28 protein-coding genes are annotated in these 25,934 nt (G+C 67.8%); 15 read left to right on the forward strand and 13 right to left on the reverse strand.

All coding sequences use genetic code 11. The features are described from left to right. Positions 1 to 185 precede the first annotated feature (185 nt). Positions 186 to 1,967: an acyl-CoA dehydrogenase gene (locus ACWCOP_RS01670; RefSeq protein WP_478249487.1), complete on the forward strand. Its 1,782-nt coding sequence runs from the start codon at positions 186 to 188 to the stop codon at positions 1,965 to 1,967. On the opposite strand, the gene ACWCOP_RS01675 is transcribed toward ACWCOP_RS01670, so the two are convergent. Beyond that, positions 1,964 to 2,377 (reverse strand): DUF4870 family protein, encoded by a 414-nt coding sequence (locus ACWCOP_RS01675; RefSeq protein ID WP_478249488.1) that lies wholly within the window; start codon positions 2,375 to 2,377, stop codon positions 1,964 to 1,966. The two genes, ACWCOP_RS01670 and ACWCOP_RS01675, sit on opposite strands and share 4 nt — an antisense overlap. A gap of 195 nt (positions 2,378 to 2,572) precedes the next feature. Between ACWCOP_RS01675 and ACWCOP_RS01680 the strand changes: the two genes are divergently transcribed. The 6 genes from ACWCOP_RS01680 to ACWCOP_RS01705 all read left to right on the forward strand — a co-directional run bounded on the left by ACWCOP_RS01680 (position 2,573) and on the right by ACWCOP_RS01705 (position 7,650). After that, positions 2,573 to 2,926, forward strand: a complete 354-nt coding sequence (locus tag ACWCOP_RS01680) for a YbjQ family protein (RefSeq protein WP_478249489.1) — start codon at positions 2,573 to 2,575, stop codon at positions 2,924 to 2,926. Further along, a complete protein-coding gene (lepB, locus tag ACWCOP_RS01685; RefSeq protein ID WP_478249490.1) occupies positions 2,923 to 3,672 on the forward strand; it encodes a signal peptidase I in 750 nt (249 codons plus the stop codon). The genes ACWCOP_RS01680 and lepB overlap by 4 nt, the downstream gene beginning before the upstream one ends. A 70-nt stretch (positions 3,673 to 3,742) precedes the next feature. Continuing rightward, on the forward strand, positions 3,743 to 4,615 hold the full coding sequence (locus tag ACWCOP_RS01690; RefSeq protein ID WP_478249491.1) for an SDR family oxidoreductase: 873 nt from the start codon (positions 3,743 to 3,745) through the stop codon (positions 4,613 to 4,615). 1,230 nt (positions 4,616 to 5,845) lie between these two features. Further along, positions 5,846 to 6,427, forward strand: coding sequence for a DNA-3-methyladenine glycosylase I (locus ACWCOP_RS01695; protein ID WP_478249492.1), 582 nt, complete (start codon positions 5,846 to 5,848; stop codon positions 6,425 to 6,427). A 29-nt stretch (positions 6,428 to 6,456) separates the two neighbouring features. Next, positions 6,457 to 6,720 (forward strand): hypothetical protein, encoded by a 264-nt coding sequence (locus ACWCOP_RS01700; protein WP_478249493.1) that lies wholly within the window; start codon positions 6,457 to 6,459, stop codon positions 6,718 to 6,720. A 141-nt stretch (positions 6,721 to 6,861) separates the two neighbouring features. Further along, positions 6,862 to 7,650, forward strand: a complete 789-nt coding sequence (locus ACWCOP_RS01705) for a metallophosphoesterase family protein (RefSeq protein WP_478249494.1) — start codon at positions 6,862 to 6,864, stop codon at positions 7,648 to 7,650. Here the strand turns inward: ACWCOP_RS01705 and ACWCOP_RS01710 are convergent. After that, positions 7,647 to 9,053 carry an FAD-binding oxidoreductase gene (locus ACWCOP_RS01710; RefSeq protein WP_478249495.1) on the reverse strand — a complete coding sequence of 469 codons (1,407 nt, stop codon included), beginning with the start codon at positions 9,051 to 9,053 and terminating at the stop codon, positions 7,647 to 7,649. The two genes, ACWCOP_RS01705 and ACWCOP_RS01710, sit on opposite strands and share 4 nt — an antisense overlap. Before the next feature lie 101 nt (positions 9,054 to 9,154). On the opposite strand from ACWCOP_RS01710, the gene pyrF reads away from it, so the two are divergent. Next, a complete protein-coding gene (gene pyrF, locus ACWCOP_RS01715) occupies positions 9,155 to 9,862 on the forward strand; it encodes an orotidine-5'-phosphate decarboxylase (protein WP_478249496.1) in 708 nt (235 codons plus the stop codon). 22 nt (positions 9,863 to 9,884) lie between these two features. Here pyrF and ACWCOP_RS01720 read toward each other — a convergent pair whose 3' ends face one another. From ACWCOP_RS01720 to ACWCOP_RS01730, 3 genes are read right to left on the reverse strand one after another with little or no spacing between them, the layout of a single operon-like run. Then, complete coding sequence (locus ACWCOP_RS01720; protein WP_478249497.1) at positions 9,885 to 10,454, reverse strand: demethoxyubiquinone hydroxylase family protein; 570 nt, start codon at positions 10,452 to 10,454, stop codon at positions 9,885 to 9,887. Next, a complete protein-coding gene (locus ACWCOP_RS01725; RefSeq protein WP_478249498.1) occupies positions 10,451 to 11,077 on the reverse strand; it encodes a disulfide bond formation protein B in 627 nt (208 codons plus the stop codon). The genes ACWCOP_RS01720 and ACWCOP_RS01725 overlap by 4 nt, the downstream gene beginning before the upstream one ends. 38 nt (positions 11,078 to 11,115) lie before the next feature. Then, positions 11,116 to 11,817, reverse strand: coding sequence for an exopolysaccharide biosynthesis protein (locus ACWCOP_RS01730; protein ID WP_478249499.1), 702 nt, complete (start codon positions 11,815 to 11,817; stop codon positions 11,116 to 11,118). 130 nt (positions 11,818 to 11,947) lie between these two features. Between ACWCOP_RS01730 and folP the strand changes: the two genes are divergently transcribed. Beyond that, positions 11,948 to 12,781, forward strand: coding sequence for a dihydropteroate synthase (gene folP / locus ACWCOP_RS01735; protein ID WP_478249500.1), 834 nt, complete (start codon positions 11,948 to 11,950; stop codon positions 12,779 to 12,781). Positions 12,782 to 12,919: 138 nt separating this feature from the next. Here folP and ACWCOP_RS01740 read toward each other — a convergent pair whose 3' ends face one another. From ACWCOP_RS01740 to ACWCOP_RS01760, 5 genes are all read right to left on the reverse strand, one after another. Next, positions 12,920 to 13,525 carry an ankyrin repeat domain-containing protein gene (locus tag ACWCOP_RS01740; RefSeq protein WP_478249501.1) on the reverse strand — a complete coding sequence of 202 codons (606 nt, stop codon included), beginning with the start codon at positions 13,523 to 13,525 and terminating at the stop codon, positions 12,920 to 12,922. Between the two features lie 71 nt (positions 13,526 to 13,596). Continuing rightward, the gene (locus ACWCOP_RS01745; protein ID WP_478249502.1) at positions 13,597 to 15,573 is read right to left on the reverse strand and encodes a DEAD/DEAH box helicase; all 1,977 of its coding nucleotides are present in this window, start codon (positions 15,571 to 15,573) and stop codon (positions 13,597 to 13,599) included. Positions 15,574 to 15,742: 169 nt separating this feature from the next. Continuing rightward, a complete protein-coding gene (truA, locus tag ACWCOP_RS01750; protein ID WP_478249503.1) occupies positions 15,743 to 16,483 on the reverse strand; it encodes a tRNA pseudouridine(38-40) synthase TruA in 741 nt (246 codons plus the stop codon). Between the two features lie 275 nt (positions 16,484 to 16,758). After that, entirely contained in the window at positions 16,759 to 17,688 is a 930-nt protein-coding gene (fmt, locus tag ACWCOP_RS01755; protein WP_478249504.1) for a methionyl-tRNA formyltransferase, read from the reverse strand. Positions 17,689 to 17,765: 77 nt separating this feature from the next. Then, complete coding sequence (locus ACWCOP_RS01760; RefSeq protein ID WP_478249505.1) at positions 17,766 to 18,722, reverse strand: oxidoreductase; 957 nt, start codon at positions 18,720 to 18,722, stop codon at positions 17,766 to 17,768. A gap of 119 nt (positions 18,723 to 18,841) precedes the next feature. Between ACWCOP_RS01760 and ACWCOP_RS01765 the strand changes: the two genes are divergently transcribed. From ACWCOP_RS01765 to ACWCOP_RS01775, 3 genes are read left to right on the forward strand one after another with little or no spacing between them, the layout of a single operon-like run. After that, the gene (locus ACWCOP_RS01765) at positions 18,842 to 19,228 is read left to right on the forward strand and encodes a Kazal-type serine protease inhibitor family protein (RefSeq protein ID WP_478249506.1); all 387 of its coding nucleotides are present in this window, start codon (positions 18,842 to 18,844) and stop codon (positions 19,226 to 19,228) included. Positions 19,229 to 19,243: 15 nt separating this feature from the next. Continuing rightward, positions 19,244 to 20,206, forward strand: coding sequence for an L-threonylcarbamoyladenylate synthase (locus ACWCOP_RS01770; RefSeq protein ID WP_478249507.1), 963 nt, complete (start codon positions 19,244 to 19,246; stop codon positions 20,204 to 20,206). A 50-nt stretch (positions 20,207 to 20,256) separates the two neighbouring features. Then, positions 20,257 to 20,580, forward strand: coding sequence for a GrlR family regulatory protein (locus tag ACWCOP_RS01775; RefSeq protein WP_478249508.1), 324 nt, complete (start codon positions 20,257 to 20,259; stop codon positions 20,578 to 20,580). 33 nt (positions 20,581 to 20,613) lie between these two features. On the opposite strand, the gene ACWCOP_RS01780 is transcribed toward ACWCOP_RS01775, so the two are convergent. Genes ACWCOP_RS01780 through ACWCOP_RS01790 form a run of 3 tightly spaced genes read right to left on the reverse strand, consistent with a single transcriptional unit; the run spans position 20,614 to position 22,838 of the window. After that, positions 20,614 to 21,450, reverse strand: coding sequence for an SDR family NAD(P)-dependent oxidoreductase (locus tag ACWCOP_RS01780; RefSeq protein ID WP_478249509.1), 837 nt, complete (start codon positions 21,448 to 21,450; stop codon positions 20,614 to 20,616). A 33-nt stretch (positions 21,451 to 21,483) separates the two neighbouring features. Further along, positions 21,484 to 21,939, reverse strand: coding sequence for a hypothetical protein (locus ACWCOP_RS01785; RefSeq protein ID WP_478249510.1), 456 nt, complete (start codon positions 21,937 to 21,939; stop codon positions 21,484 to 21,486). Positions 21,940 to 21,977: 38 nt separating this feature from the next. Next, positions 21,978 to 22,838 carry a WecB/TagA/CpsF family glycosyltransferase gene (locus ACWCOP_RS01790; RefSeq protein ID WP_478249511.1) on the reverse strand — a complete coding sequence of 287 codons (861 nt, stop codon included), beginning with the start codon at positions 22,836 to 22,838 and terminating at the stop codon, positions 21,978 to 21,980. A gap of 124 nt (positions 22,839 to 22,962) precedes the next feature. On the opposite strand from ACWCOP_RS01790, the gene ACWCOP_RS01795 reads away from it, so the two are divergent. The 3 genes from ACWCOP_RS01795 (at position 22,963) to ACWCOP_RS01805 (ending at position 25,930) form a co-directional block, all read left to right on the forward strand. Next, entirely contained in the window at positions 22,963 to 23,250 is a 288-nt protein-coding gene (locus ACWCOP_RS01795; protein ID WP_478249512.1) for a hypothetical protein, read from the forward strand. Positions 23,251 to 23,333: 83 nt separating this feature from the next. Continuing rightward, positions 23,334 to 24,146, forward strand: coding sequence for a DUF305 domain-containing protein (locus tag ACWCOP_RS01800; RefSeq protein ID WP_478249513.1), 813 nt, complete (start codon positions 23,334 to 23,336; stop codon positions 24,144 to 24,146). Then, positions 24,146 to 25,930, forward strand: coding sequence for an LVIVD repeat-containing protein (locus tag ACWCOP_RS01805; RefSeq protein ID WP_478249514.1), 1,785 nt, complete (start codon positions 24,146 to 24,148; stop codon positions 25,928 to 25,930). Before ACWCOP_RS01800 ends, ACWCOP_RS01805 begins: the two co-directional genes overlap by 1 nt. The last annotated feature ends 4 nt before the right edge of the window (positions 25,931 to 25,934 follow it).

The raw sequence follows: 25,934 nt of genomic DNA on the forward strand, positions 1-25,934 counted from the left end.
TCTGTCGGGAATGGCTGGCGTATAGGCGATTTCGTGTTGCGACGCAACAATGCGGGGTGGGCGCGCGGGGCGGGCGCTGACGGCGCATCGCACTTTACGGGTGCGGCGCCGCGCCCCTACCGTTCGGCGCTGAAGGCGCTATGTTTGCGACCATCGACGCCGCATCACGACGGAAGGGATTCCCCATGAGCTATCGCGCCCCGGTCCGGGACATCCGATTCTCGCTTGAAGAAATCGCCGCGCTGGACAGCGTGAAGGCCACCGGCGCCTTTCCTGAATTCAGCTCCGATCTGACGGCTGCGATCCTCGATGAGGCGGCCCGGATGGCCAATGACGTGCTGGCCCCCTTGAACAAGATCGGCGACCAGCAGGGCTGCACGCTGGAGAACGGCGTGGTGCGCACCCCCGAAGGCTTCAAGGAAGCCTACGCCAAATTCGTTGAGGGCGGCTGGCAGGGTCTGCAGTTTCCCTCAGATGTGGGCGGCATGGGCCTGCCCAAGGCGCTGGGCTGCGCGCTCATGGAGATGCTGCAAAGCGCCAACATGGCCTTCGGCCTCGGTCCCATGCTCAGCTTCGGCGCCATCGAGGCGCTGATCGAGGTGGGCACCGACGAGCAGCGCGCGGTCTATCTGCCCAAGATCATCTCTGGTGAGTGGACCGCCACCATGAACCTCACCGAGCCGTCGGCCGGCTCGGACGTGGGCGCGCTGCGCACCAAGGCGGTCCCCAACGGCGACGGCTCCTGGGCGATTTCCGGCCAGAAGATCTACATCACCTGGGGCGAGCATGACTGCGCGGATAACATCGTCCACCTGGTGCTGGCGCGCACCCCGGACGGCGCGCCGGGCACGCGGGGAATCTCGCTCTTCCTGGTGCCGAAATTCCTGCCCGACGCGGACGGCAATCCCGGCCAGCGCAACGGCGCCAAGGCCATCGGGCTGGAGCACAAGATGGGCATTCACGGCTCGCCCACCTGCACCATGGAGTTCGCCGACGCCAAGGGCTGGCTCGTGGGCGAGGAGTTCAAGGGCATGGCCGGCATGTTCATCATGATGAACTCGGCGCGCCTGAATGTGGGCGTGCAGGGCGTCGGCATCGCCGAGCGCGCCTATCAGCAGGCCCTCGCCTACGCCAAGGACCGCCGCCAGGGCCGCGCCGCCGGCGTCGACACCGAGGCGCCTCACGCCATCATCGATCATCCCGACGTGCGCCGCACCCTCGCCCTCATGAAGGCGCGGATCGAGGCGGCGCGCGCGCTTTGCTACCACGCCGCGGTGGAAGCCGATCTCGGCCATTGGGGCGACGACGCCGAGGAAAAGGCCTGGTCGAAGCGGCGGGAGGATCTGCTGATCCCCATCGCCAAGGCCTGGGCCACCGATATGGGCGTGGAAGTCGCCTCCATGGGAATCCAGGTCCATGGCGGCATGGGCTTTGTGGAGGAGACCGGCGCCGCCCAGCATTACCGCGATGCGCGCATCGCCCCGATCTATGAGGGCACCAACGGCATTCAGGCCATCGATCTGGTGGGCCGCAAGCTGGTGCGCGACGGCGGCAAAGCCATGGGCGAGCTGATCGAGGATGTCCGCCAGACGGTGGAGGATCTCGACACCAGCTCCAACCCGGACCTGCCCGAGCTGGCCGCGCGCCTGAAACCGGCGTGCGACACGCTGGAGGCCGCGTCCGCCTGGCTGCTCAAGGCGTCCGACGATGATCGCCTCGCCGCCGCGACACCGTTTTTAAAGCTCGCCGGCGACGTAACCGGAGGCTGGCTCATGTGCGTCGGCGCGGTGGCGGCCCAGCGCATGCTTAAAGACGGCGAGAACGAACCCTACGCGCGCTCGAAAATCTCGCTTGCGCGGGTCTACGCCGACACCATCCTGTCCAGCGCGCCCGGCCTCCTGGGCGACATCAAGCTGGGCGCCGCGCCCCTGTTTGAACCCGGCGAGGCGATGCTGGAGAGCGCCTAGACCAGAAAACCCCAGGGGTCTGAGTGGGCGCGTCCGTCGATCAGGCGGATGAGGCCCACGGCGGCGCGGATCACCAGCCAGATGGCGCCGATGAGCCAGATCAGAAGGCCCAGACCCAGGATCCAGAGCGTCACGAAGCCGGCGAGGAAGAAGACCAGCCCGTACCAGAAGGTGGCGATCTGGAACTCGAAATGGCTCTTCAGCCAGGGCTCGGCCTGGTCGCGGCGCACATAGGCCAGGATCGCCGCGATCAGCAGCGTCACGCCGTTGGACAACGCCAGAAACGCCAGCACATAATTGACGATCACCAGAATCCGGTCGCCGCTCTGGTCGCGCGGGCTGGTGCGAGGGCCGGCGCCGGGCTGTTCAGGGCCAGGTTCTCGGCTCGGGTCCGTGGTCGAATCGGTCATGGCAAGGCTCCACAGCGCAGAATTTTCCCTGATAACACGGATTCGTCCGTCGTGCTGCGCGAAGCGGGCCGGCCCTTGCGCGTTAAGCGTTTGGAATCAGGTTAAACACTGGTATTGGTATGCGCTTGGGAGCGCCGCGCCCGGTCGAGGCGGACAGCTCCAAGGCGGGGTCGGCCGATCGGATTTGGGTGTGTCATGGCGACTATGAAAGATCATCCAGGCTCGCGCGCGCCGGTGCTCGTGACCATGGGCGACGCGGTTCCGGGCCGGGAGATCGAGCAGGTCATCGGCATCGCCCGGGGCTCGGTGGTGCGCGCGCGCTTTTTCGGCCGCGATTTCATCGCCGGCCTGCGCAATCTGGTGGGCGGCGAGGTGCATGAGTACACCCAGCTCATGGGCGAGTCGCGCGAGCAGGCGCTGGGCCGGCTTGTGGCCCACGCCGAACAGCTCGGCGCCGATGCGGTGGTGACCTTCCGCTTTTCCACCTCGACCGTTATGGAAGGCACTGCGGAAATCCTGGCCTACGGTACGGCGGTGAAACTGAAATGAGCGATCTGGTGAAGCGCATGGGCCGCAAGGCCGCCAGCGAGGCGAGCGAAATCGTCTCCTTCCTGGGCGGGGTCGCGGCGGTGTGGTTCGTGCTCGTCACCTTCTTCTTCGCCGCGTTCCACATCCCGTCGGTCTCCATGCAGCCGAGCCTGGAGGTCGGAGACCGGGTGCTGGTGAGCAAGTTCGCCTACGGCTATTCGCGCCATTCACTGCCGCTGGGCATGGGCTATCTCCTGCCCGAAAGCTGGTCGGGGCGGATTTTCGGCTCCCTGCCTGAGCGCGGCCATGTGGTGGTGGTGCGTGATCCTGACCAGAACCTCAATCTGATCAAGCGCGTCGTCGGCCTGCCCGGCGACCGCATCGAGATGCGCAGCGGCCGGCTCTATATCAATGGCGACCGCGTCCCGCGCGAGCCGCTGGGCGAGCGCACCTATCGCGATTACACCGGCTCGGAGGTCTCCGTGGCGGTCTATGACGAGACCCTGCCCGGCGGGCGCGAACACGTCATCTACGAGCGCACCGATGCGGGCCCGTTCGACGATGTGGGCCCCTTCCTGGTGCCGGAAAACCAGCTTTTCCTGATGGGTGACAACCGCGACGCCTCCTCCGACAGCCGCGCAGGCCTTGGCTATGTCCACAAGGACGAGGTGGTGGGGCGCGCCTGGACGGTGCTGTTCACCTTCGCCAATTGCCGCGAGGAGGACGGGCTTTACTGCCCCGCCTGGCGGGTCTGGCGCGGGCTGTAGGCCGCTTGCCGCTTTCGCTGGCTTTGGCTGACGTCTAGGCTTCCTCCCGCATCAAACGGGAGTGTTTTCCATGAGCCTTGAAGGCAAGACCATCTTCATCACCGGCGCCAGCCGCGGCATCGGCGAGGCCATCGCCGTGCGCTGTGCGCGCGACGGCGCCAATATCGTCATCGCCGCGAAGACCGACCAGCCCCACCCCAAGCTGCCGGGCACCATCCACACCGCCGCGCAGGCCGTGGAGACGGCGGGCGGCAAGGCGCTGCCGCTGGTCTGCGACATCCGCGACGAGGCCCATGTGGAGGCGGCCGTGAAGCAGGCCGCCGAGCATTTCGGCGGCATCGACGCGGTGATCAACAACGCCTCGGCGATCTTTCCCATGTCCACAAAGGACACGCCCCTCAAGCGCTGGGACCTGATGCATCAGGTCAATGGCCGCGGCACGTTTCTGGTGACCCAGAAATGCCTGCCCTGGCTGGAGAAGTCTGAAAACCCGCACATCCTCACCCTCAGCCCGCCGCTGGACATGCGCACCAAATGGTTCGCGCCCCACGTGGCCTATACCAGCGCCAAGTACGCGATGAGCCTGTGCGTTCTGGGCTGGGCCGGCGAGTTTGAAGGCAGAATCGCCGCCAACGCCATCTGGCCGCGCACGGCGGTGGCCACCGCCGCCATCGCTAACGTGCTGGCCGGCGAGGAGGCGTTCAAGAACTGCCGCAAGCCGGACATCCTGGCCGAGACCGCCTACCGGGTCCTGTGCAAGCCGGCGGCGAGCTTCACCGGCCATTTCCTCATCGACGACAGCTTCCTGGTGAGCGAAGGCGTCACCGATCTCGATCAGTTCTCGGTTTCGCCCGGCGAGGAGCTTCTGCCCGATTTCTTCGTCCCCGAAGACCCGCCCGCCCCGGACGGCGTGAAGATCATGGACATCACGCTGGGCCACTAAGCCGGCCGTTGCGCCCTGAGTGACGCCGCCGTGACGGATCTGCGGCGGCGACACGACGATCTCGCGCAAATTTGCATAGCGGCTATGGCCGCGCGCCGGTTGCGGCGCCGAGGGGCTGAGGGCATATACCCCCGCGAACGACGAGGACAGGCCAAGGCCCGCTCTCATCCTTCCCTTTGCGCATACCGTCTCCTCCCCGATAGGGTATGCTAAACTGAGCCGGTCACCGCTAACGCGGGACCGGCTCTTTCTTTTTCAGCCGCTTCCTTACGCCCCACGCCTTTAAACGAATGAGCGAGCCGGTTCCCGGTCCTATCCCCGGCTTTACGCCGGGGGCGGAACCGGGATCTACCGCGCTTTATGGGTCTGGCGCTGTGCCTGCGGCSARGCTGGCTTYGCGTTTCGAGTCCATCCGCCGCAGATCCCGGTCTTCCCCCCGGCTTTGCGCCGGGGATGAAACCGGGAACCGGCGATGTCGGTTTGCGGCTGCATCCAGCTTCGACGGCTGTCCAGACCGCCCCCCCATTTCGTCATCCCCGCGAAAGCGGGGACCCAGTGCGGCCGTGCAGGCGCTTTATCCTTCCGGTCCTTCGAGGCTCGCCCTTCGGGCTCGCACCTCAGGATGAGGGTTTTGGAAAGCCGTTCTATTTCCTCATCCTGAGGCGTCTTTTCGCGTCAGCGAAAAGCCTCGAAGGACCCTCAGGATMRAGCGAAACCARAAAACTTATCCGCCCCCACTCTCGCCTCCCCCATAATCACCCCCGTCATCYCGCAGGCGAGGCCGCTCCGGAGCGTCCTGTTCGGGCGGGAATGACGGGGTGTCCCGAGTGAGTTCCGGCTAACGCACCGGTCCGCAAAGCGGCGGGTTACGGGTAGACGGGGAGGTTCCGTTGAGTCCCGCTGACCGAAAAATCACCTCAGCGGCGCGGGGGTCGTATCCGGCCTYCAAATACATAACAGAGCCGGCCTGGATCCTCCCGCGCCGCCCTCGCCATCCTTAAAGCCTCGCGCACTTTCGTGCGGCGGGCGCGTCGCCATGTCTGCGCCCCACCCCCCAAAAAAACGAAACCACCCGAAAACCGAAAGAGGAGCCCGACCATGAGTGACGTCATCCCCGCGCGCGCCGGCTCAGCACAGACCGCCCCGGCACACACCGGCGCCGGAAAGACGCCGTGCCGGCGGCTGAGAAAAACCGGGCGCGCGCGGCGCGCCTCGCCTAATATGGCGGCCATGGAGAACCGTTGTTCCTGGTGCGGGACCGATCCCGTTTACGTGGCCTATCACGACACCGAGTGGGGCGTGCCGGAATACGAGTCCCGCGCGCTGTATGAAAAGCTGATGCTGGACGGGTTTCAGGCCGGGCTGTCCTGGCTCACCATTCTGAAAAAGCGCGAGAATTTTCGCGCCGCCTTTGACGGCTTCGATCCTGACAAGATCGCCCGCTACGGCGAGGCGGACGTGTCTCGGCTTTTGGGCGATGCGGGCATCGTGCGCTCGCGCGCCAAGATCGAGGCGGCGATCAAGGGCGCGCGCGTCTGGTGCGATATGCGCGATCGTGGCGGCGATTTTTCGTATTTCGTGTGGAGTTTTGTCGACGGCGTTCCGGTGCAGAACACCTGGAAGCGCCAGGAGACGGTGCCGGCCAAGACCCATGTCAGCCTGTGGATGAGCAAGGAGCTGACACGCCTCGGCTTCAAGTTTTGCGGTCCCGTCATCGTCTATGCGTTCATGCAGGCCTGCGGACTGGTGAACGACCATGTGACCACCTGCCACCGCCACGCGGCCGTGGCGCGGATGGGAGAACGGGAATGAAGCGGGATTTATGGACTGCGCCTTGTATCGTGATCATGACGCTCGGCCTCTCGGCTTGCGCCGGCCAGCAGGGCTTTGGCGAGCCGCCGCCGGGCTACGCCCTCAATGATGTGCGCTGCGACACCGGCGGGCGACACGGCCCCTCCGGCGTCATGGACTGGCGCTGTACCGATGGCGACGGGGTGGACCGCCTGCCGGTGCGCAGCCTGCACGAAGTGATCGACGGCGAGGGCGATGACCGCCAGGAGCGCCGCGAAGCCCGGCGCGACCGTCTGGAGCCGCACGGACATTAACGGGCGAGCCATGAAGGGCGAGCGCTGGTCGACGGGGACTGGCGCGCGGGCGCTGCCGACAGGTCTCTACAATAGGGAACACCGCTCCGCTTGGCCGCGTTGGATTTGCGTGCGGCTGCGCACTGCGGTCTAAGGGGGCGCATGACCCGTCTGATACACCTCGCCGATTTGCATTTCGGCGCCGAGAACCCGCCTCTGGTGGATGGCCTGGCCGACGCCATCGCCGCGCTGAAGGGCGATGTGATCTGTGCGGCGGGTGATTTCACCCAGTATGGTCGGCGGCGCGAGTTCACCGCGGCGGCGGAGTTCTTCGCCCGGCTTGATCCGCCGGTGATCGCCGCGCCGGGCAATCACGACACCCCGTACTGGGACCTGTTCTCGCGCCTGGCTCGTCCCTGGGGCCGGTTTGAACGCCTTTTGGGCGGCACGGTGGCGCCGCGCTGGCGCGGCGGGCGCGACGGGCTGGAGACGCTTTCCACCTCGCGCGGGCTGCAGGCGCGGCTGGACTGGTCGCTGGGCAAGGTGCGCGAGGCCCACGCCCGCGAGGCCGCGCAGGCGCTCTCGGATGTGGAGGGCGTGCGCATCGTGGCCGGCCACCACCCGCTGTTCTCTCCCGGCGGCCAGACGGGGCGCGCGCGCACCAAAGGCGCCACCGACGCCACGCGCATCCTGGCCGAAGCCCAGGTCGATCTGGTGCTGTCAGGCCATCTGCATCAGGCGTTCGCGCTGGCGTTTGACCGGCCCGACGGCGGCAAGTCCTGGCATGTGGGCGCGTCCACGGCGCTGTCGAAACGCACCCGCGACGAGCCGGCGGGCTTCAACGTCATCGATCTGGACGCCACCGGCGCGCAGCTGCAGGTCTATGTGGCCACCAAGGACCACACCTACGTGCCGATCTCCGAGCAGAGGCTGGATTTCGCGGCGCGCTAACCTTTCCGGGGACCCAGAAGGACGCGCGGATTCATGATGTGGTTCGGGTCCAGCGCCGCCTTGATGCGGCCCATGATCTCGGCCTCCACCGGCTTTCGCCGGACGAACTCGGCCTGTTTGAGGATGCCCACCCCGTGCTCGGCCGAGATCGAGCCGTGATGGGCGTCCACCAGATCATAGATCTTCGCCGTCACCGGCTTGATGCGGGTGATGAAATCCTCACCGGCGCCGGGGGTTTTGGCCGCCACGTTGAAGTGGACATTGCCGTCGCCCACATGCCCGAACGCGATGACCATGACTTCAGGGTCGGCGTCTTCAGCCAGCTTGATCGCCTCGCCCATAAAGGCCGCCATGCGCGAGACCGGCACAGAGACGTCGTGCTTGGCGGCCTTGCCGTGGGCTTTCTCGCCCTCGGGAATGGACTCGCGAAGCGCCCAGAACTCTTTCGCCTGCGCCTCAGATTGCGCGATCACCGCGTCGGTGAGCAGGGATTTTTCAAAGGCGGCTTCAAGCGCCTCCTCCATGAGCGCCGGCGCGCGCTGGCTTTCAGCGCTGGTGAGCTCGATGAGCACGCACCAGGCCGGATCGCCGGACAGCGGATGGCGGGCGCCGGGCACATGGGCGACCACCAGGTCGAGGCCGGTTCTGGGCATCAGCTCAAAGGCCGCCACCGATCCGGTGGTGTCCTTCATATGGCGCAGCAGCGCCACCGCGGCGTGGGGATCGTCCACCGCGCACACCGCCACAGCGGTGGAGGCGGGCCGCGCGAACAGTTTCAGCGTCGCCGCCGTGACCACGCCCAGCGTGCCTTCAGCGCCGATGAAAAGCTGTTTGAGATCGTAGCCGGTATTGTCCTTACGAAGGCCCGAAAGATCGCTGATCACCCGCCCGTCCGGCAGCACCGCTTCAAGGCCCAGCACCAGCTCGCGCATCATGCCGTAGCGCAGCACATGCACCCCGCCGGCGTTGGTGGAGATAAGCCCGCCGATCATCGCCGAGCCTTGCGCGCCCAGCGAGAGCGGGAACAGCTTTCCGGCGTCTGCGGCGGCGCCCTGCACGGTCTCCAGCACCGCGCCCGCCTCGCAGGTCAGGGACTCGTTATCGGCGTCCACCGCGCGCACGGCGTTCATGCGCTTCAAGCTGATCACCACCTCGCCCTGGGGCGTGGAGCCGCCCACCAGCCCGGTGTTTCCGCCCTGGGGCAGCACCGCGATCCCGGCCTCGTTGCAGCGCGCCAGGATCGACGCGACCTCGGCTGTGGAGCCAGGCTTCAAAAGCAGCGGGCTCGCGCCACGATAGCGCCCGCGCCAGTCGCTGACATGGCCCTCCAGCTCGCCGGGGTCGGTGGACCAGGCCTTGGGGTCAAGGGATTGTGTGAGGCGGGTGATCAGGTCAGGGGTCATGGAATGGATATTAGGCCGTCCACGCCGGGGCGAACAGGGGCGCCTTGCCCGCTCGAACACCCGCCGCTAAACCGGCCCGACCCCAACCACAGGAGCCCGCCATGACCGCCGATCCCCGCCTGATCACCGCGCTGGACCTGCCGGGCGTCGCCGAGGCCGAAATGCTGGTGGGGCGCATCGGGGCCGGGTGCGGTTTTTACAAGATCGGGCTGCAGCTTCTGCCCGTGGGCGGGATGGAGCTCGCCGCGCGGCTGAAGGGCGGCGGCTACAAGACCTTCCTGGATTTCAAGCTCCACGACATCCCCGCCACCGTGGAGAAGGCGACCCGCTCCATCGCGGCCACGCGGGCGGGCGATCTTCTGACCGTGCACGGCGAGCCGCCCGTCATGCGCGCGGCGGTGGAGGGCCGGGCCGGATCGGACCTGAAGATCCTCGCCGTCACCGTGCTCACCGCCTATGACGACGCCATGCTGGCTGAGATGGGATACGCCTACGGCGCGCGCGATATGGTGATGCGCCGGGTAGATCAGGCGGTGGAGGCGGGAGTGGACGGCGTCGTCGCCTCGCCGCTGGAGGCCGCCGAGATCCGGGCGCTTGTCCCGGAGGATTTTCTCATCGTGACGCCCGGCGTGCGCCCGGCGGGATCGGACGCCGGCGACCAGAAACGCATCGCCACGCCCGCGGAGGCCCTTAACGCCGGGGCGACGCATCTGGTGGTGGGTCGCCCGATTTCAGCCGCCGCCGACCCGGGAGACGCGGCGCGGCGTATTGGCGAGGAGATGCGTTTTGCGAGGGGGCCGGGCGGCTGACGCTTTGGTCTAGAGATCCGCTTTAAACCCGCGCCGTCACCGCGATGGCGGTGTGGCAGCCGGCGGTGATGGCGGCCGACAGCAGCGGATAACCGACCGCGTCCCTCGCGCCTTCGTCCACGGCCAGGTGCTTGTGATCGACTTCCTCGGCCTGAAACTGCGCGAACTGGTCGGCGAGCTCGGTCTCGCCCATGAGGCGCAGCTGCTCGACCTGGTCGCCGTAATGGCCCTCGATGACGCTCTCCACCGCTTCGGTGCAGGCGTGGGCGGCGCGCTCGCCTAGAAGCGCGGTCACCGCGCCCAGCGCAAAGCCGGCCGCGTCCCAGATCGGACCCAGCAGGGTGGGCCGGGCGAGGCCGCTGCGGATATGGTCGTCGAAGGCGTTCAGATGATGTTGCTCGTCCGCCTTCATGCGCTGGAGCTGGCCGGCGATGCGCGATTTCGAGGGCTGATCGCCGAACACGGCGAGCTGGCCGTTATAGATGCGCACCGCGCCGTACTCGCCGGCGTGATCGACACGCACCATGTCTTCGATGCGCCGGGTGTCGCGCACCCGGCCGGGGCGGCGCACGCTCTTGCGTTGGAAGCTCATAACACCCTCCAGGAAGGATTGCGGGACAAAGCCATGAGACAGATAAGGCAAAGCACCGCGCTGAACAGGGCGTTATACCCGGCCATGGAGACGCCCAGCAGCGTCCAGGCCGGCTCGTCGCACAACACCACGTTCTGCGCGCGGGAAAGATCGGCCAGCAGGCTTTGCGCTGTCACGCCGGAGGTGTCCACGCTCTGACAATCAATGCGCCACCAGCCGTATTCGGCGCCGGCGTGGCGCAGGGCCGTCCAGGTGGACCAGGCGAAGATCGCCGCAAGCCCGGCGCAGGCTGTGCGCGCCATGCCGGCGGGCGCGCGCAGGGCGAGCCAGTAGCGATTCAGCCTGGAGCCTTGCAGGACCGGCTCCATGGCGCGCGCCGCATCGCGCGCCGCGCGGGGCCCGAGCGCGCGCATGGCGTGGACCAGCGCAAAACCTATGACGCCGGCCCAGACGGCCCAGGCGTGGACCCAGCGCTGGTCGATGCACAGCGGGCAGGGCGGATAATCGCCAAACACCTCGAAGGCGAAGGCGCCAAGAAGCAGCGCGCCGGAGGCGGCCGCGCCTATGATCGGCCAGCGATCCGGGCGCACGAGGGAGGAGATCAGGTCGGAAACTCGGCTCATGACATCTAGATACCGCGAGTTGGCGCGCGATGCGAGCGTCAGACGGCCGGATCACCTGCGGTGAACAGACCCATGATGAAGTCCTTGGCGAGATCGATGAACGCCAGGCCGAACACCGAAAACCCGATGACCAGCAAAGCGATCCAGGCCACGCCAAGCACCAGCCCGATCAGCACCAGAAACCCGTCGCGGGTGATCAGGCCGATGGAGGCGAGCGCCACGGCGATGCCCGGCGTGGTGTTGGTGGCGGGCAAGGGCAGCAGGATCGAAGCGCAAAAAAGCACGAAAACCGCCCCCACCATGCGCTCCGCAGCGCCGCCGGAAAGGGCAAGCAGTCGGGGCCTTGCAAGCGCCTCGACCCAGCCGAACCATTTGCGGGCGCCGCGGGCCATGGTTTCGAGATCGGCCTTCTTCATGATGCGGCCGGCGAATTTCCCCGGCAGCCAGGGCTGGTCGCGGCCGGCGGCCATCTGCACAGCGAGGACCATCATGGGCAGCGCTACGATCTGGGGCACGCCATAGAGGAAGGGCATGCAGACCGGGATCGCCAGAGCGAACAGGAGCACGCCGAACACCCGCTCGCCCAAAGCCTCGGTGAAGGCGCCCAGCGTCATGCCGTCCGCCGGCGCGGCGACGGCGATCTCTTCCAGCGCCGCGATCAGCCCGCCCGCGGGCGCGGCTTCAGGGCTGGCTTCAGCGGGGCCGGGCTCGGCTTCGGGGGTGGGGGCGGACTCGGTCATGGGGCGCTCCGGGATCGGCCAGACCCTAGCCCCGGGCGCCCGCTCCGGCAACGCAGGCGCACACGGTTCTGGCGAGGACCGTCCGCGCGCCGCTTGACCGAAGGCGGGCGGAGGCCTACCCGCCTTGATCATGCATGAATTTCTCACACCCCACAGCGACGGTCGGCCGCAGGTCATGGGCGTCGTCAACGTCACCCCGGACAGCTTCTCCGACGGCGGGCGTTTCGCCGGCGTCGACGCCGCCGCAGCCCACGCACATGCGCTGCTCAATCAAGGCGCGGACTGGCTGGATATCGGCGGCGAAAGCACGCGCCCCGGCGCCGATCCGGTGAGCGAGGACGAAGAGCTCGCGCGCGTGTTGCCGGTGATTGAGCGCATTCTGGCGGAGCGCCCGGAAGCCGCCATCAGCATCGACACCATGAAGCCGGGCGTGGCGCGGGCCGCGGTGAAGGCCGGGGCGCTCATGTGGAACGACGTCAACGCGCTGCAGGCGCCGGGCGCGCTGGAGACTGCGGCGGAGCTGAAATGCCTTGTGGCGCTCATGCACATGCAGGGCGCGCCGCAGACGATGCAGCAGAGCCCCGCCTATGAAAACGTCGTCACCGATGTGGCCCGCCATCTGGGACAGCGTGCGGGCGCGGCGCTCTCCCATGGCGTGCTCCGTGCGCGGATTCTGCTGGATCCAGGCATCGGCTTCGGCAAGACGCTGGCGCACAATCTGGCGCTCATGGCGGCGCTGGAGCGTTTTTCAGGGCTGGGGTTTCCGGTGCTGTTCGGCGCCTCGCGCAAACGCTTCATCCAGGCGGTGGATGAGACGGCGGACGACGCGCAGGACCGGCTGGGCGGCAGTCTGGCTGCGGCGCTGCACGCGGCGCGCGCCGGGTGCGCGGTGATCCGTGTCCATGATGTGCGCGAAACCGTGCAGGCGCTCAAGGTCCAGGCCGCGATTCTGGCCGCCGGCTGACGGTCAAAGGGAGAGGACAGGTTGGCGGCGCTCCAGATCTGGTGCGCCGCCAACCGGTCCCCCGCGCGGCTCCCCAGCCTGCGGCGACCCGGTTAAAGCCGTCGTTTTATGAATATGCAAACAAAAAAAGAGGTTTGATCAGATCCGCAACGCCGCGCGCAGGGCGCAGTCCTGCTTCACGCGAGCGCTCTCGCGCCACGGGGCCTCGACAATCGCGCCGGCCTCCACCAGCGCGGACGCGCAGACGATTTGACCACCATGAGAGCCTTTTGGCGGGCTGGCCCAGCCTTCCAACGCCCAGCCCAGAGGGGTGGACCCTAGTTTGCTGTCGCGCTCGGCAAGGTCAGCACCGGGCAGGAACCGCTCCAGGAGATCAGGCATGCCCATGATCGCGGCCCAGTGCAGGGGGCGCGCGCCGGAGCGGCCCTTCACATCATGGGGCGCGCCAGCGTCCAGAAGGGCGTGGGCGAGCGAAGGCGCGGACAGCCGAATCGCGATCGTCACCAGGCCGTCGAGGGTGACCGGGTCGCGGTGGAACAGGTCCGCGCCGGCGCGGATCAACGCCTTGGCGCGGGCGAACCCTTCTGCGTCGCTCACGCGCGCGTCGAACACCTGCTCGCACACCGCCTGGATCGGGTGCGGCGTGCAAGCCTCACCAAGCGGCGATGTTTCGGCAAGGTATGGCGACGCCGCCCTGAGGGATGGCGCAGGCGCAGACTCAAGAAAGACGCGAAACGTATCCATACGTCACATCTAGGCGGAGCGCCCTTGCCGGGTCCCTGCCAGGATGTGACAAATCGGATAGTTACAAGGGTTTAATCCTTCTTGCGCTTGATCCGCTTGAGCTGCTTTGCGCCCTCGGGCGGCCAGGGCTTGACGGATTTGCGCGGACCGTCCCCGGCCGGCTTGGCGAATTTGCGAGGGCCGTCTCCGGCCGGCTTGGCGAATTTCGCCGGGCCGTCGCCGTTGGACTTGCCGGGACGCGGCTTTCTCGGGCGGGCCGGGCCGTCCTCATAGATGGCGGACGGGCTGCGCTCGGTCTTGATCACCTGACGCTCCGACTTTCCGGGACGGGGCTTGCGGGCCGGCTTGCTGCGCGGCGGCGGAGCGCTGGCGTCAGCGGGCTGGAGCGGCGCGGCGCCGGCGCGGGCGATGCGCACTTTCTCGTCGTGGTCGCGGGGCTGCGTCATGGCGGCTTCGAAAGCCGCCACCTGGGAGCCCGTGATTTCAAAGCGGGTCGCGGTCTCGCCGATATCGATCTGGCCGATATCAGAGCCGGTGACCCCGCCGATGCGGCAGATGAGCGGCAGGATCCAGCGCGGTTCGGCGCGATGCTTGCGCCCCACATTCATCTCAAACCAGGCTCCGGGTTCGAAATCTGAGCGTGACGGCTTCGGGCCGCGCTCAGGGCGATCGCCCCGCTCGTGGCGTTCGCCGCGCTCAGGCCGGTCGCCGCGCTCGGGCCGGTCGCGCATGGCGGGCGCGGCGCCCAGCTCTTCCGGCGCGGGCAGGCGGGTTTCCAGCTCGGCGATGAAGGCCGCGGCGATCTTCTCGGCGCTGAAGCGCTCCAGAAGGGCGCGCGCCTCGCCAAGGCGGGTTTCGTCGATCTCGCCGGCCAGGGCCGGGTGGTCGGCCAGGCGCTCGGAATCCTTGGCGCGCACGGCGTCGGCGTCGGGCGCGTCGGTCCATTCGGCTTCGATGCGGGCGTCGCGCAAGAGGCGCTGGACCTTGCCGCGGCGATTGGTCGGGACGATCAGGGCGCTGACGCCCTTGGCGCCGGCGCGGCCGGTGCGGCCGGAGCGGTGCAGGAGGCCTTCACCATTGGTCGGCGGTTCGGCATGGATCACAAGATCCAGACCCGGCAGGTCGATGCCGCGCGCGGCCACGTCGGTGGCGACGCAAACCCGCGCGCGTCCGTCGCGCAGGGCCTGCAGCGCCTTGGTGCGCTCGGCCTGGGACAGCTCGCCGGACAGGGCGACGCTGGAGAAGCCGCGATTGCCAAGCCGGGCGGCGAGACGGTTCACCGCTTCACGCGTGGCGCAGAACACCAGGGCGCGGGGCGCGCCGTGATAGCGCAGCACGTTGATCACCGCGTTGTCGCGGTCATGGGGCGCCACCAGGTGGGCGATATAGGAGATGTCGGCGTGCTGGCCCTGGCCGCTCACCGTGGAGATGCGCAGCGCGTTCTTCTGATACGTCTCGGCGATGCGCGCGATGGGTTTCGACACGGTGGCCGAGAACAACAGCGTGCGGCGCTCGGCCGGAGCCGAATCCAGAATGAATTCTAGATCTTCCTTGAAGCCGAAATCGAGCATTTCGTCGGCTTCATCCAGGATGGCGGCGCGGGCGGCGGACAGATCCAGCGCGCCGCGCTCGATATGGTCGCGCAGACGGCCCGGCGTGCCCACAACGATATGGGCGCCGCGCTCCAGCGTGCGGCGTTCGGCCCGCGCATCCATGCCGCCGACACAGGAGGCCAGACGCGCGCCGGCGTCGGCATACAGCCAGGCCAGCTCGCGCTGGACCTGAAGGGCCAGCTCGCGGGTCGGGGCGATCACGATGGCTAGCGGCGCGCCGGCGGGCGGCAACCGGTCGGCGCCGTCCAGAAGCTGCGGCGCCATGGCCAGTCCGAAGGCCACCGTCTTGCCCGAGCCGGTCTGGGCGCTGACCAGAAGGTCGCGGCCCTCGGCCTCGGGCGCCAGAACGGCGGACTGGACTTCGGTGAGGCTAGTATAGCCTTTGGTCTCCAGCGCGGCTTTCAGCGCGGAGGGAAAGTTTTCGGGCAGGGTCATGAAAATCCGTGTCAGCCCGGACGGCGTTCGGCCCGGCGCAAAAGGTCTCGCAGCGGGAACGCCCGCATGTCAGCCGCGCTCTATAGCAGAGCCTTGCGCTTTTGGAAAACGGCGATGTTGGGGCAGGCGCGCGGGCGAGGCGAAGCAGGAGCGGGCGATGATCGCCGGCCTAGTACCGCACGAAGTCCAGATACAGCCCGTCCGGCGGCGCCACGGGGCCGCAGCGCGTGCGGTCGGCGGCGTCCAGCGCCGCCTTGAAATCGGCCGGGCTCCACTTGCTTAAGCCCACCTCCACCAGCGAGCCGGTGATGGAGCGCACCTGGCGGTGAAGAAAGCTGATGGCCTCCACCACGATCTGCACCTCGCCGCCGGGAAGGGCTGTAACCCTTGCGATCTCGATGGATTTCACCGGGCTCGGCGCCTGGCAGCGCGCGTCGCGAAACGTCGAAAAATCATGGCGTCCGATGAGGTGTTGCGCGGCGGCGTGCATGGCGCCGGCGTCCAGCGGCCGGCTGATGCGCCAGGCCTTGCCGCGCTCCAGCGCCAGCGGCGCCCGGCGCGAGACGATGCGATAGACATAGCCGCGCCGCTTTGCGTCAAACCGGGCGTGAAAGTCCGCGCCCACCCGCTCGGCGGTGAGCACTGCGATGGGGGCAGGCCTTAGATGGTGATTGAAGGCGTCGCGCACCTTGCCCCCGGGCATGTCCTTTTCAAGGTCCAGATGGGCGACCTGCGCAAGGGCGTGAACGCCGGAATCGGTGCGCCCGGCGCCGAAGACCTCGCCGGCGCTCGGATCGAACTTTCGCGCCGCCGCCTCCAGGGCGGCCTGCACGCTCGGCCCGTTGTCCTGGCGCTGCCAGCCCACGAACGGGCCGCCGTCATATTCAAGGGTGAGCTTGTAGCGGGGCATGGGCTAAGGTGGACCTCTAACGTGGGAGGTGAGTTTGGCTAGGATTTCGCATTTTGAATCGATGGATAGTATGAGGCTTCAGCCGCACAAATCAGAAGTGGTTTGCAAGTACGCTTCCGTAGGAACCGGCGCCGGACGTTTAGTTCAGCTGAACACCTACGGCTCAGTTGACCGACAATTCCCTGGAAAGATTAGCCAAACTATCCAGCTAGATCGCGCGGCAGCAGAGAAACTTGTCAGCATTCTCAGTCGTGAGTTTGATTTGTAGCGGCTTGCTAAACGAGCACCGTCCCGGCCGGCACATCGGTTCCGTTCAGGAAGGCGGCCCGGTCCACCACGCCTCTGCCCTCGCGCTGCAGGCGCACCGGGCGCACCGCGCCGCGGCCGCAGGCGATGGTGAGATCGCCGTCCAGCACCTCGCCGGGCTCGCCGTCGCCCTTCACGGTGTCTGCGAAGTGGACCTTCACCCGCACCGCCTTGTCGCCGGGCAGTTCAAACCAGGCGCCGGGGAAGGGCGACAGGCCGCGGATATGGTCGGCGACCTCGCCGGCGGGCTTGGCCCAGTCGATGCGCGCTTCGGCGCTGGTGATCTTCTTCGCGTAGGTGACGCCGTCTTCTGACTGGGGGACCGCGCCCAACGAGCCGCGCTCCAGCGCGGCCAGGGTGCGCGGCCATAAAAGCGCGCCGGTGGTCATCAGCCGGTCGTGCAGGCTGCCGGCCGTGTCGGTGTCGTGGATGAGGACCACCTCGCTCATGAGGACCGGGCCGGTGTCGAGGCCTTCCTCCATCTGCATGATCTGCACGCCGGTCATCTCGTCGCCGGCCATGATGGCGCGCTGGATCGGCGCGGCGCCGCGCCAGCGCGGCAAGAGCGAGGCGTGAAGGTTCAGGCACCCCAGCTGCGGCGCGGCCAGGGCGCGGGCGGGCAAGATCTGGCCGTAGGCGACGACGCACGCCGCATCAAGCTGAAGCGCCTCGAACGCTTCAAGCACGTCGTCCTCGCGAAAGCGCTCCGGCGTGTGGACGGGCAGGCCGAACTGTTCGGCCAGAAGGTGCACCGGCGTCCTTGTTTCCTGCTGGCCGCGCCCGCGCCGGCGGGGCGGCTGGGTGTAGACCGCGGCCACCTCATGGCCCGCCCCGACGATCTCGGCGAGGCTGGCGGCGGCGAAGTCTGGCGTGCCCATGAAGGCGAGGCGAAGGGGCATGGCGAAAGTCCCGCGCGGCTGGCTGACTAACTTGCTGACGCGAGGGACTTAAGCCGAAGCGGGCGCGAGGTGAAGCCTCAGGCGCTCAGCCCGGTCAGCCGCTCGCTCAAGGTCCACAGACGGGCGGCGGTGTCCCGGTTGCGGATATGGGGCTGAAAACCGAAGAAGCTGCGCTCTTCCTTGGGCGGCCCCGCCACGTCGCAATCTTCGCAATACACCCCGCCGCGATCCTCCAGCAGGGGCGAGGTCGCCGCCCACACCGTGGTGGCGCCGCCCGCTTCAGGCGTCTTGAAGACCTTGTTGAGATTGCCGTCTTCATCGACCCAGCCCATGGCGCGCATTTCTTCTTGCGGCAGGTCGCGCTGCAGCTCGGTCATAATGCCGCCTGGATGGACCGAATAGGCTTTCAGCCCCTTGTCCTCATAGCGCGCGTTCAGCTCCAGCGCGAACAGGGCGTTGGCGCTCTTGGAGCGGCCATAGGCTTGCCATTTCTCATACTCGCCGGCCTGCCAGTTCCAGTCGTCAAGATTCACGTCGCTGATCCGGTGGGCCAGCGAGGACAGGGCCACCACGCGCGAGCCCTGCTTCTTGAGGAGCAGGTCCTTGATATGTGCGAACAGGGCGAAATGGCCCAGATGATTGGTGGCGAACTGGCTCTCCCAGCCCTTGGAATTGCGCCGCAGCGGGCCGGCCATGATGCCGGCGTTGTTGATGAGGATGTCGATCCCGGCGCCGGCCTCGGCCCGGATCGCCTCTGCGCCGGCCTTGATGCTGTCGGGCTCGCCCAGATCCAGCTCCACGACCGCGGCGTCAAGGCCGGCAAGCGCGGCGCGCGCCTTGTCCGGCGAGCGTCCCGGCACGATGAGGCGCGCGCCCGCGCTCGCCAGGGCTTTGGCGGCCTCCAGTCCGATGCCGGAATAGCCGCCGGTGATCACTACGGTCTTGCCGGCAAGGTCGGCCTTCGCGGCGACTTCGGCGGCGGTGGAGCGGGCGCCGAACGGGCTGCCTGTGGGGGTCTGACGGGGATCGGACATGGAAAAGCTCCTTTGGAAAACGGCGCGAGCCTTGCGCGAATGACGCGCGCTGGAAAGCCCTGATGCCGTGTGGGCGCCGCCATGGCATGATTGCGCTCCACTTGCAGGAGAGCTTCGCCATGATCCGCCGTCTCGCCGTCCTTTTCGCACTCGTGCTGGCCGCTTGCGCCCAGGCGCCGGCTGATGAGCCTGTTGATCCGTCAGCGCCGTCCGGTCCCTTCGTCGCGGGCCCCGGCTCCATGGTGGGCGACGGCGAGATGTGCGGCGGCATGATGGGGCTTAGCTGCTCTGAAGATCCGCAGGACCGCCAGTATTGCCACATGGAGCCTGAGGCCATGTGCGGCGCCGCCGATCAGACAGGGATGTGCCGGGTTCGCCCCGTGGCCTGTCCGCGCAATTACAGCCCGGTTTGCGGCTGCGACGGCGAAACCTACGCAAATGCGTGCCTGGCCAACGCCGCTGGAACCAGCGTCTCCACCCAGGGCGCCTGTCCGCCGGATCGCTAGGATTTCTCGCACGCCATGCGCCCCGTTCCGCCTTCAGACACGCCGATCCGGCCCGCCGGCGATCCCGGCGCCCTTGACGCCGCCGCCGGGATTCTCGCAGCGGGCGGGTGCGTCGCGGCGCCCACCGAGACGGTGTACGGCCTCGCCGCCGACGCCTGCGACGGTGAAGCGGTGGCGGGGATTTATGAGGCGAAGGGCCGGCCCAGCTTCAACCCGCTCATCGCCCATTGCGACACGCTTGAGCGGGCGGCCGCCCTTGTGGAGCTGGGTGAGACCGGAACGGCGCTGGCGCGGGCCTTCTGGCCCGGACCCCTGACGCTGGTGGGCCTGCGCAAAGCCGGGTCCGGCGTCAGCGACCTCGCGGCGGCGGGGCTGGAGACTCTGGCGGTGCGGGTGCCGCGCTCGCCCGCGCTTCAGGCGCTCATCGCCCGGCTGGACCGCCCGCTGGCCGCGCCCAGCGCCAACGCATCGGGCCAGGTCAGCCCCACAACCGCCGCCCATGTGAAGGACAGCCTGAACGGGCGAATCCACCTGATCCTGGACGGCGGACCCTGCGCGGTCGGGGTTGAAAGCGCGATCGTGGATGTCAGCGGTGATCCTCCGCGCCTTCTGCGCCCGGGCGGCATTTCGCGCGAAGCGCTTGAAACGGTGTGCGGACCGCTCGCTGAAGCGGGCGGCGCGATCACCGCGCCGGGCATGCTCACCAGCCATTATGCGCCGAACGCGACGCTCCGCCTTGGTGCAATCAGGGCGGAGGGCGGTGAGGCCTATCTGGCGTTCGGGCCGCATCCGCACATGGACGGCGTTGATATCTTCAACCTCTCCCCCTCACGGGATCTGGCCGAAGCGGCGGCGAACCTGTTTGCCGGGCTGCGGTTTTTAGACCAGCGGGCCGATCGGATTGCAGTGGCGCCCATCCCCTTGAAGGGATTAGGCGAAGCGATCATTGACCGGCTCGCCCGGGCGGCGGCGCGCTGAGCGCAGCTTCCCGATGCATTATGTTGGTGTGCTACCTATCTACGATGCTGATGACCCCCGGCCTTTACATCACGGAGTTCCGTACGCCGCTCGACGACGCCTCCGGCGTCATCGTCGTGGACGGCGACCGGGTGCGCGGTGGCGATTCGGCGATGCATTATGTGGGCGAGATCACCGGGAGAAGCGACGCGCTCAAAGTGCGCCTGCGGGTGCGCAAGCATGATATGTCGAAAGAATCAGTCTTCGGCGAGGTGGATGATTTCACGCTCACCCTCACCGGGCGCCGCAAGGGTGAGCACTACGTGTTTGAAGGCCGCGCAGACCGCGCGCCCTCCCTCGGATTCCAGGCCGTCCTGACGCGGGTGCCTGAATAGGGCGGCGCGCCCTCAGCCGATACGCTCGCGCCTCTAAACGCCCTGGGTCTGGGCTTCGGCCTGCTTGACCATCCGCTTTTCCTGGGCGCGCATCAGGGCCCGCCCGACGGGATCGGGAAGGACGCGCGCTGCGCCGACGAGGAATTTATACCAGGCCCCGGGCACGCGCAGGGGCACGCCGCGCTCCACCGCGTCGTAGCCGGCTTCGGCCACGTCGCTCGCCGTTAACATCCAGTAGTCGGGCAGCTTGCTCACCGTGGCGCGGGCGCCGTTCACATCATGAAATTCTGATCGGGTATAGCCCGGCGCCACGGCGGTGACGTTTACGCCCTTGCCCTCAAGCTCCAGGCCCAGCGCTTCGCTGGCCTTGATCAGCAGCGACTTGATCCCCGGATACAGCGCGCCGGAATAGCGGGTGTGAGCGTTGGCGCTGGGCAGGAGCGCGCTCACCGAGGAAATATTGATGATGCGCCCGAAGCCGCGCTCGGCCATGCCGCCGGCGGTGAGATGCATGAGCTTGAGATAGCTGGTGAGCATCAGCTCCATGAACCCGGCCTGGGTGTCCCAGCTGGTGTCGGTGAAGCCGCCCGGCTGTCCGGCGCCGGCGTTGTTCACCAGAGCGTCGATGGTGCGGCCTGCGTTCTCCACCTGGCTGACGACGGCTTGCGGCGCGCCGGGTTCGGCGAGATCTGCGGTGATCACCAGGCTGTCAACGCCGAACTGGGCTTTCAGCTCCTCGGCCAGATCCTTCAGCTTGTCCTCGCGCCGGGCCACCAGCGCCAGATCCCAGCCGTGGCGGGCGAATTCACGGGCGAAGGCGGCGCCGATGCCGCTGGAGGCTCCGGTGACAAGGCAAAGACGGCGGGCCATGGCGATGCTCCTTCAGAGCGCTGTGAGTCGGCGTTAACGTGGAGGCTCGCCCGCCTCCTGTCCAGAAACCTGCGCGCGGGTAAAGCTGAGCGGCGACACCAGCCCGCCCTGCACGACTTCGCCGGCGATCCGGTCTTCACCGTCCAGAGCACCTTCAAAGCGCAGCGCGCCCAGCGGCGTGGCGAAGGCGATGCGCGATCCGTCCAGGCGCACCTGCTCGAACGCGATCACGGCCCCGCCCTGGCTGGGCGAGGTCATGCGCACGTCTGCGGCCGGGCCGGAGAGATCAACCATGAGGGTGAACGGCCGCGGATCCACCGAGGTGTCCAGCACCGTCTCCCACCGGCCTTCAAGGGCGGGATCAGGCGCTGCGGCGGGCGTCGATTGATCAATCGTGTAGAGTGGTATGTCCGGCGCGTCATTGCGGCCGCAGGCGGCCAGCGTCAGGCTGAGCAGCAAAGGGAGAAGAAGCGGGAGACGGCGGGTCATGGCGACCGATTAAGGCCGCGCCGGGCGCCGGCGCAAGCCTAGAGGCCCAGTTGCTTCGCCATGTCGCGCTCGAACCCGCGCAGGCGTGCGCGGGCGCGCCGCCATTCCCACCACAGGAAGATGATTTTCGGCCCGTCCACCAGATAGCGCCGCCACATGCGCCGGGGCGCCTCGCCCAGGCGGTGCAGCCATTCCAGGCGCGCCTTGCGCATCCAGACCGGCGCCCGGCGCGCCTTGCCGGAGAGGAAATCCAGCGACGCGCCGACGCACAGGCCGACGCCAGTGCAGTCGCCGCGCTCGATGCAAGCTTCCGCGATCATCTCCTGCTGGGGCGAGCCGACGCACAGGAAGACGAAGCGGGCCGGGTTTTCCGCCACGAAGCGGGCGCACTCGGCGATGGCGTCAGGGTTGTCCCGCAGGCCCATGGGCGGGGTGTGCCAGCGCAGATCGGTGAGGCCGTAGCGCCGCTTCACGCCGTCTTTGACGGCTTCATCGCCCCCGATCACCACGACCGGCTCATCGCGGTCGATCATGGTTTCAAACAGCGTCTCGGTGAGGTCGGAGCCGGCGGTGACGTCGATGTGCTCGCCCGACATGGCGGCGATCAGCTCCAGGATCCGGCTGTCGCACACGGTGAGCCAGGCCTGGGCGTAGAGCGGGGCGAAGACCGGATCGCGACGCAGGCGCACCAGATGATCCACATTGGGCGTCACGACGAAGGCGAAGGGCTGTCCGGGATCGCGAAACGCGATGCGCTCCAGCGCTGTGTCGAAGCCGATGCGGTCGAACGCCGAATTGAGAAACCAGACATGGCGCGCGCGCACCCGCCGGTCCGGCCCCTTGGGGGCCGTCACCGGCGTGGCCGTACCGATCTGCTCTGGTCGCGAAATCGCCGTCATGCGTGCCGTTTTGCTCCAACCTGGGAAAGGTATGGCGCAGGCCACGCAACAAGGGCGCCGCATCCAGACCGGGCTCGGCGCGCATCATGGAGGGGAAGACAGCAAACCGTCGGGGAGCTCCGCCATGACCACCAGGATCAAGACCGGCCTGAACCTCGGCCTTCTGGCGGGCGGCTTGATCGCTGCAGCTTTTCTGATGGCCGCAGGCGTGATCACGTCCGGTCCGGTGCGCACCGGCGCAGCGGTGGAGATGCAGACCGGCCCTGTGATCCTCGCCTTCGCCGCTTCGCAGGGGCCGGTGCGGGTTGTGGCGGCGGGCGACTGCCTGTCCAGCGGATGCCCGCTGATCGAGCTGCGCATAAGGCAGGCCGAACCCGAAACCCCGGCGCGGATTCACCTTACAGCTCGGTAATCCGGCCCTGTCTTGCCCGGCGCGCCGCTTGCGGTAATCTCAGTTCCTATAAGCACGAAGGTGCATGGGGAAGGGGAGAGGGGATGCTCCGCGCGATTTTGATCACGGGCTCGGCCTGCGCCATGCTTGGCGCGGCGCTATCGCTTGCGTCGCCGCCGCTGATCCAGCCGGGCGCGCCCGGCGACCCGTCGCGCACCCTGTCAGCCGAGCAGAGCGTTGCGCTCAGCCGGACCGGCTATGGGGCCGCCGACGCCCGGTTCATGCAGCACATGATCGTCCATCACCAACAGGCGGTGGACATGGTCGCCCTTATCGAGGCGCGCACCGATCATGAAGGCGTGACCCGCATGGGGCGGCGCATTTCGCTGACCCAGCAGGGCGAGATGGCCCGGATGCGCAGCTGGCTGGAAGCACGCGGCGAACCGCTTGTGGACGCCGATCTGCGCCCCGGTCACGCCCACCACGGCGCCGGCGGCGGCGCGCAACCCGCCGCATCAGACATGTCCGGGCACGCCGGTCATTCCGGTCATGGCGATCATTCAGGGCACGCAGATCATTCAGGGCACGCCGCCATGGCCGAGGTTGAGGCCATGGCCGATCCCGATCCCCACACCACGCCGCTGATGCACGGCATGCTTTCGCCGGCCCAGATGGACACCCTCGCCGCCGCGCGCGGGGAGACGTTCGATCGGCTCTTTCTGGAAGGCATGATTCATCACCACCAGGGGGCCGTGGACATGGTCTCCGCCCTGCTCAGCCAGCCCGGCGCCGGCGAGGAAACGACGTTAAGCGAATTTCTGACCCATGTGGTCGCCGACCAGTCCGCAGAGATCCTGCGCATGCAGGGCATGCTCTCGGCTTTGCACGCGGATCCGTCTCACGAAGGACACCCTTGATGACCCGTCTCGCCCGCCTGACCTGCTCCGCCGCTCTCGCCGCCCTTGTGGCCGGCGCCGCAAACGCCCAGGACGCCGATCCGCGCCAGGGCCTCGCGCCCGGCCTCTACGACGCCGGCGAGGCCGCTGACGGGCTGGAGCTGCTCTTCGCGCTGCCCTCGCCGGAGGGTTTCAATGATCCCGCCGCCATCACCCGGGCCAGCATGTTCGCCGCGGACGCGCCGGAGCCGGCCTATTCGTTTCTGGCCCTGGCAAACACCGATCTCGCCTTCGCCGACGGCAAGGTCTTCATGGGCAGCTATCACGGGTTCAACGTTTATGACGTGACCGGAGAAGGCGCTCCCGAGACCGTGCTGTCGGTGGTCTGCCCCGGCGGCCAGGGCGACGTGTCGGTCCATGGCGATCTGTTGTTCATGAGCGTCGAGCAGAATCGCGCCCGCCTGGATTGCGGCACGTCCGGCGCCGAGGGCGACGTCAATGAAGAGCGCTTCCGCGGCATCCGCATCTTCGATATTTCCGACATGGCGAACCCTGTTCAGGTGGGCGCGGTGCAGACCTGCCGCGGCTCGCACACCCACACGCTGGTGCCCCACCCCGGCGATGAGCGGATCCTCTACGTCTACAATCAGGGCACCAGCTCGCCGCGTTCGGGGGAAGAGCTGGAAGGGTGCGCCACCGGCGATCCCTCGGAGAACCCCGACACCGCGCTCTACTCCATCGACGTGATCAAGGTGATGCTCGACGATCCCGCCTCGGCGGCCATCGTCAACAGCCCGCGCATCTTCGCCGACGCCGAGACCGGCGAAGTGGCCGGCCTGTGGCGCGGCGGCCGCATGGGGCTCAGGAGCCAGCGCACCTCCCAGACCAATCAATGCCATGACATCACGGTCTATCCCGAAATGGGTTTGGCGGCCGGCGCGTGTTCGGGCAACGGCATCCTTCTGGACATTTCCGACCCGGAGAACCCGGCGCGGATTTCGGAGACCTTCGATCCGGACATGGCCTACTGGCACGCCGCGATCTTCAACAATGACGCCGACTCCATCGTCTTCACCGACGAGTGGGGCGGCGGCGTCGGGGCCATGTGCCAGGCCGACAGTCCGGAAGAATGGGGCGCTAACTATATCGCCGCCATCGAGGATCGCGAGCTGGTGGGCCGGAGCCTGTTCAAGATTCCGGGCGTGCAGACCGGGACAGAGAACTGCGTCGCTCATAACGGCTCGCTGGTGCCGGTGCCGGGCCGCGACATCCTGATCCAGTCCTGGTATCAGGGCGGGCTGTCGCTCATCGACTTCACCGATCCGGCCAGACCCTATGAAATCGGCTTCTTTGATCGAGGCCCCATCGACGCCGACGAGCTTACGGTGGGCGGGCACTGGTCGTCCTACTGGTATAACGGGCGCATCTACGCCAGCGAGATCGCCCGGGGCCTGGACGTGCTCCGCCTGTCGCCGAACGCAGACCTCTCAGAGGCCGAGATCGCGGCCGCCGAGCAGGTGATGACGGCGGTGCACAATCCGCAAACCCAGGAACGCATCGTCTGGGCCGACACCGCGCAGGTGGGTCTGGCCTATCTTGATCAGCTCGATCGCGGCGCGGCGCTGGAGCCCCGCCTGGCCCAGGCCGCGCGCACGCTTCTGGACCGCTGGGCTGACGGAAATCTCAGCGAACGCTCTGCGCGCCGGGTGGCCGACAACCTCACCGAGGCGGCCGCCGAACTTGAGGGCCAAGACGGCGAACGTGCAGCTGCGCTGGCGGGGCTTCTCGCACGGGCCGCGAGCTAGCAGG

The organism is Apolloniradiicaulis salifontis, from assembly GCF_053756655.1.

What these genes read in the sequence shown, in the direction of transcription:
- ACWCOP_RS01670 (WP_478249487.1), top strand. Translation starts at nt 186, where the DNA reads ATGAGCTATCGCGCCCCGGTCCGGGACATCCGATTCTCGCTTGAAGAA.
- ACWCOP_RS01675 (WP_478249488.1), bottom strand. Translation starts at nt 2,377, where the DNA reads ATGACCGATTCGACCACGGACCCGAGCCGAGAACCTGGCCCTGAACAG.
- ACWCOP_RS01680 (WP_478249489.1), top strand. Translation starts at nt 2,573, where the DNA reads ATGGCGACTATGAAAGATCATCCAGGCTCGCGCGCGCCGGTGCTCGTG.
- lepB (WP_478249490.1), top strand. Translation starts at nt 2,923, where the DNA reads ATGAGCGATCTGGTGAAGCGCATGGGCCGCAAGGCCGCCAGCGAGGCG.
- ACWCOP_RS01690 (WP_478249491.1), top strand. Translation starts at nt 3,743, where the DNA reads ATGAGCCTTGAAGGCAAGACCATCTTCATCACCGGCGCCAGCCGCGGC.
- ACWCOP_RS01695 (WP_478249492.1), top strand. Translation starts at nt 5,846, where the DNA reads ATGGAGAACCGTTGTTCCTGGTGCGGGACCGATCCCGTTTACGTGGCC.
- ACWCOP_RS01705 (WP_478249494.1), top strand. Translation starts at nt 6,862, where the DNA reads ATGACCCGTCTGATACACCTCGCCGATTTGCATTTCGGCGCCGAGAAC.
- ACWCOP_RS01710 (WP_478249495.1), bottom strand. Translation starts at nt 9,053, where the DNA reads ATGACCCCTGACCTGATCACCCGCCTCACACAATCCCTTGACCCCAAG.
- pyrF (WP_478249496.1), top strand. Translation starts at nt 9,155, where the DNA reads ATGACCGCCGATCCCCGCCTGATCACCGCGCTGGACCTGCCGGGCGTC.
- ACWCOP_RS01720 (WP_478249497.1), bottom strand. Translation starts at nt 10,454, where the DNA reads ATGAGCTTCCAACGCAAGAGCGTGCGCCGCCCCGGCCGGGTGCGCGAC.
- ACWCOP_RS01725 (WP_478249498.1), bottom strand. Translation starts at nt 11,077, where the DNA reads ATGAGCCGAGTTTCCGACCTGATCTCCTCCCTCGTGCGCCCGGATCGC.
- ACWCOP_RS01730 (WP_478249499.1), bottom strand. Translation starts at nt 11,817, where the DNA reads ATGACCGAGTCCGCCCCCACCCCCGAAGCCGAGCCCGGCCCCGCTGAA.
- folP (WP_478249500.1), top strand. Translation starts at nt 11,948, where the DNA reads ATGCATGAATTTCTCACACCCCACAGCGACGGTCGGCCGCAGGTCATG.
- ACWCOP_RS01740 (WP_478249501.1), bottom strand. Translation starts at nt 13,525, where the DNA reads ATGGATACGTTTCGCGTCTTTCTTGAGTCTGCGCCTGCGCCATCCCTC.
- ACWCOP_RS01745 (WP_478249502.1), bottom strand. Translation starts at nt 15,573, where the DNA reads ATGACCCTGCCCGAAAACTTTCCCTCCGCGCTGAAAGCCGCGCTGGAG.
- truA (WP_478249503.1), bottom strand. Translation starts at nt 16,483, where the DNA reads ATGCCCCGCTACAAGCTCACCCTTGAATATGACGGCGGCCCGTTCGTG.
- fmt (WP_478249504.1), bottom strand. Translation starts at nt 17,688, where the DNA reads ATGCCCCTTCGCCTCGCCTTCATGGGCACGCCAGACTTCGCCGCCGCC.
- ACWCOP_RS01760 (WP_478249505.1), bottom strand. Translation starts at nt 18,722, where the DNA reads ATGTCCGATCCCCGTCAGACCCCCACAGGCAGCCCGTTCGGCGCCCGC.
- ACWCOP_RS01765 (WP_478249506.1), top strand. Translation starts at nt 18,842, where the DNA reads ATGATCCGCCGTCTCGCCGTCCTTTTCGCACTCGTGCTGGCCGCTTGC.
- ACWCOP_RS01770 (WP_478249507.1), top strand. Translation starts at nt 19,244, where the DNA reads ATGCGCCCCGTTCCGCCTTCAGACACGCCGATCCGGCCCGCCGGCGAT.
- ACWCOP_RS01775 (WP_478249508.1), top strand. Translation starts at nt 20,257, where the DNA reads ATGACCCCCGGCCTTTACATCACGGAGTTCCGTACGCCGCTCGACGAC.
- ACWCOP_RS01780 (WP_478249509.1), bottom strand. Translation starts at nt 21,450, where the DNA reads ATGGCCCGCCGTCTTTGCCTTGTCACCGGAGCCTCCAGCGGCATCGGC.
- ACWCOP_RS01785 (WP_478249510.1), bottom strand. Translation starts at nt 21,939, where the DNA reads ATGACCCGCCGTCTCCCGCTTCTTCTCCCTTTGCTGCTCAGCCTGACG.
- ACWCOP_RS01790 (WP_478249511.1), bottom strand. Translation starts at nt 22,838, where the DNA reads ATGACGGCGATTTCGCGACCAGAGCAGATCGGTACGGCCACGCCGGTG.
- ACWCOP_RS01795 (WP_478249512.1), top strand. Translation starts at nt 22,963, where the DNA reads ATGACCACCAGGATCAAGACCGGCCTGAACCTCGGCCTTCTGGCGGGC.
- ACWCOP_RS01800 (WP_478249513.1), top strand. Translation starts at nt 23,334, where the DNA reads ATGCTCCGCGCGATTTTGATCACGGGCTCGGCCTGCGCCATGCTTGGC.
- ACWCOP_RS01805 (WP_478249514.1), top strand. Translation starts at nt 24,146, where the DNA reads ATGACCCGTCTCGCCCGCCTGACCTGCTCCGCCGCTCTCGCCGCCCTT.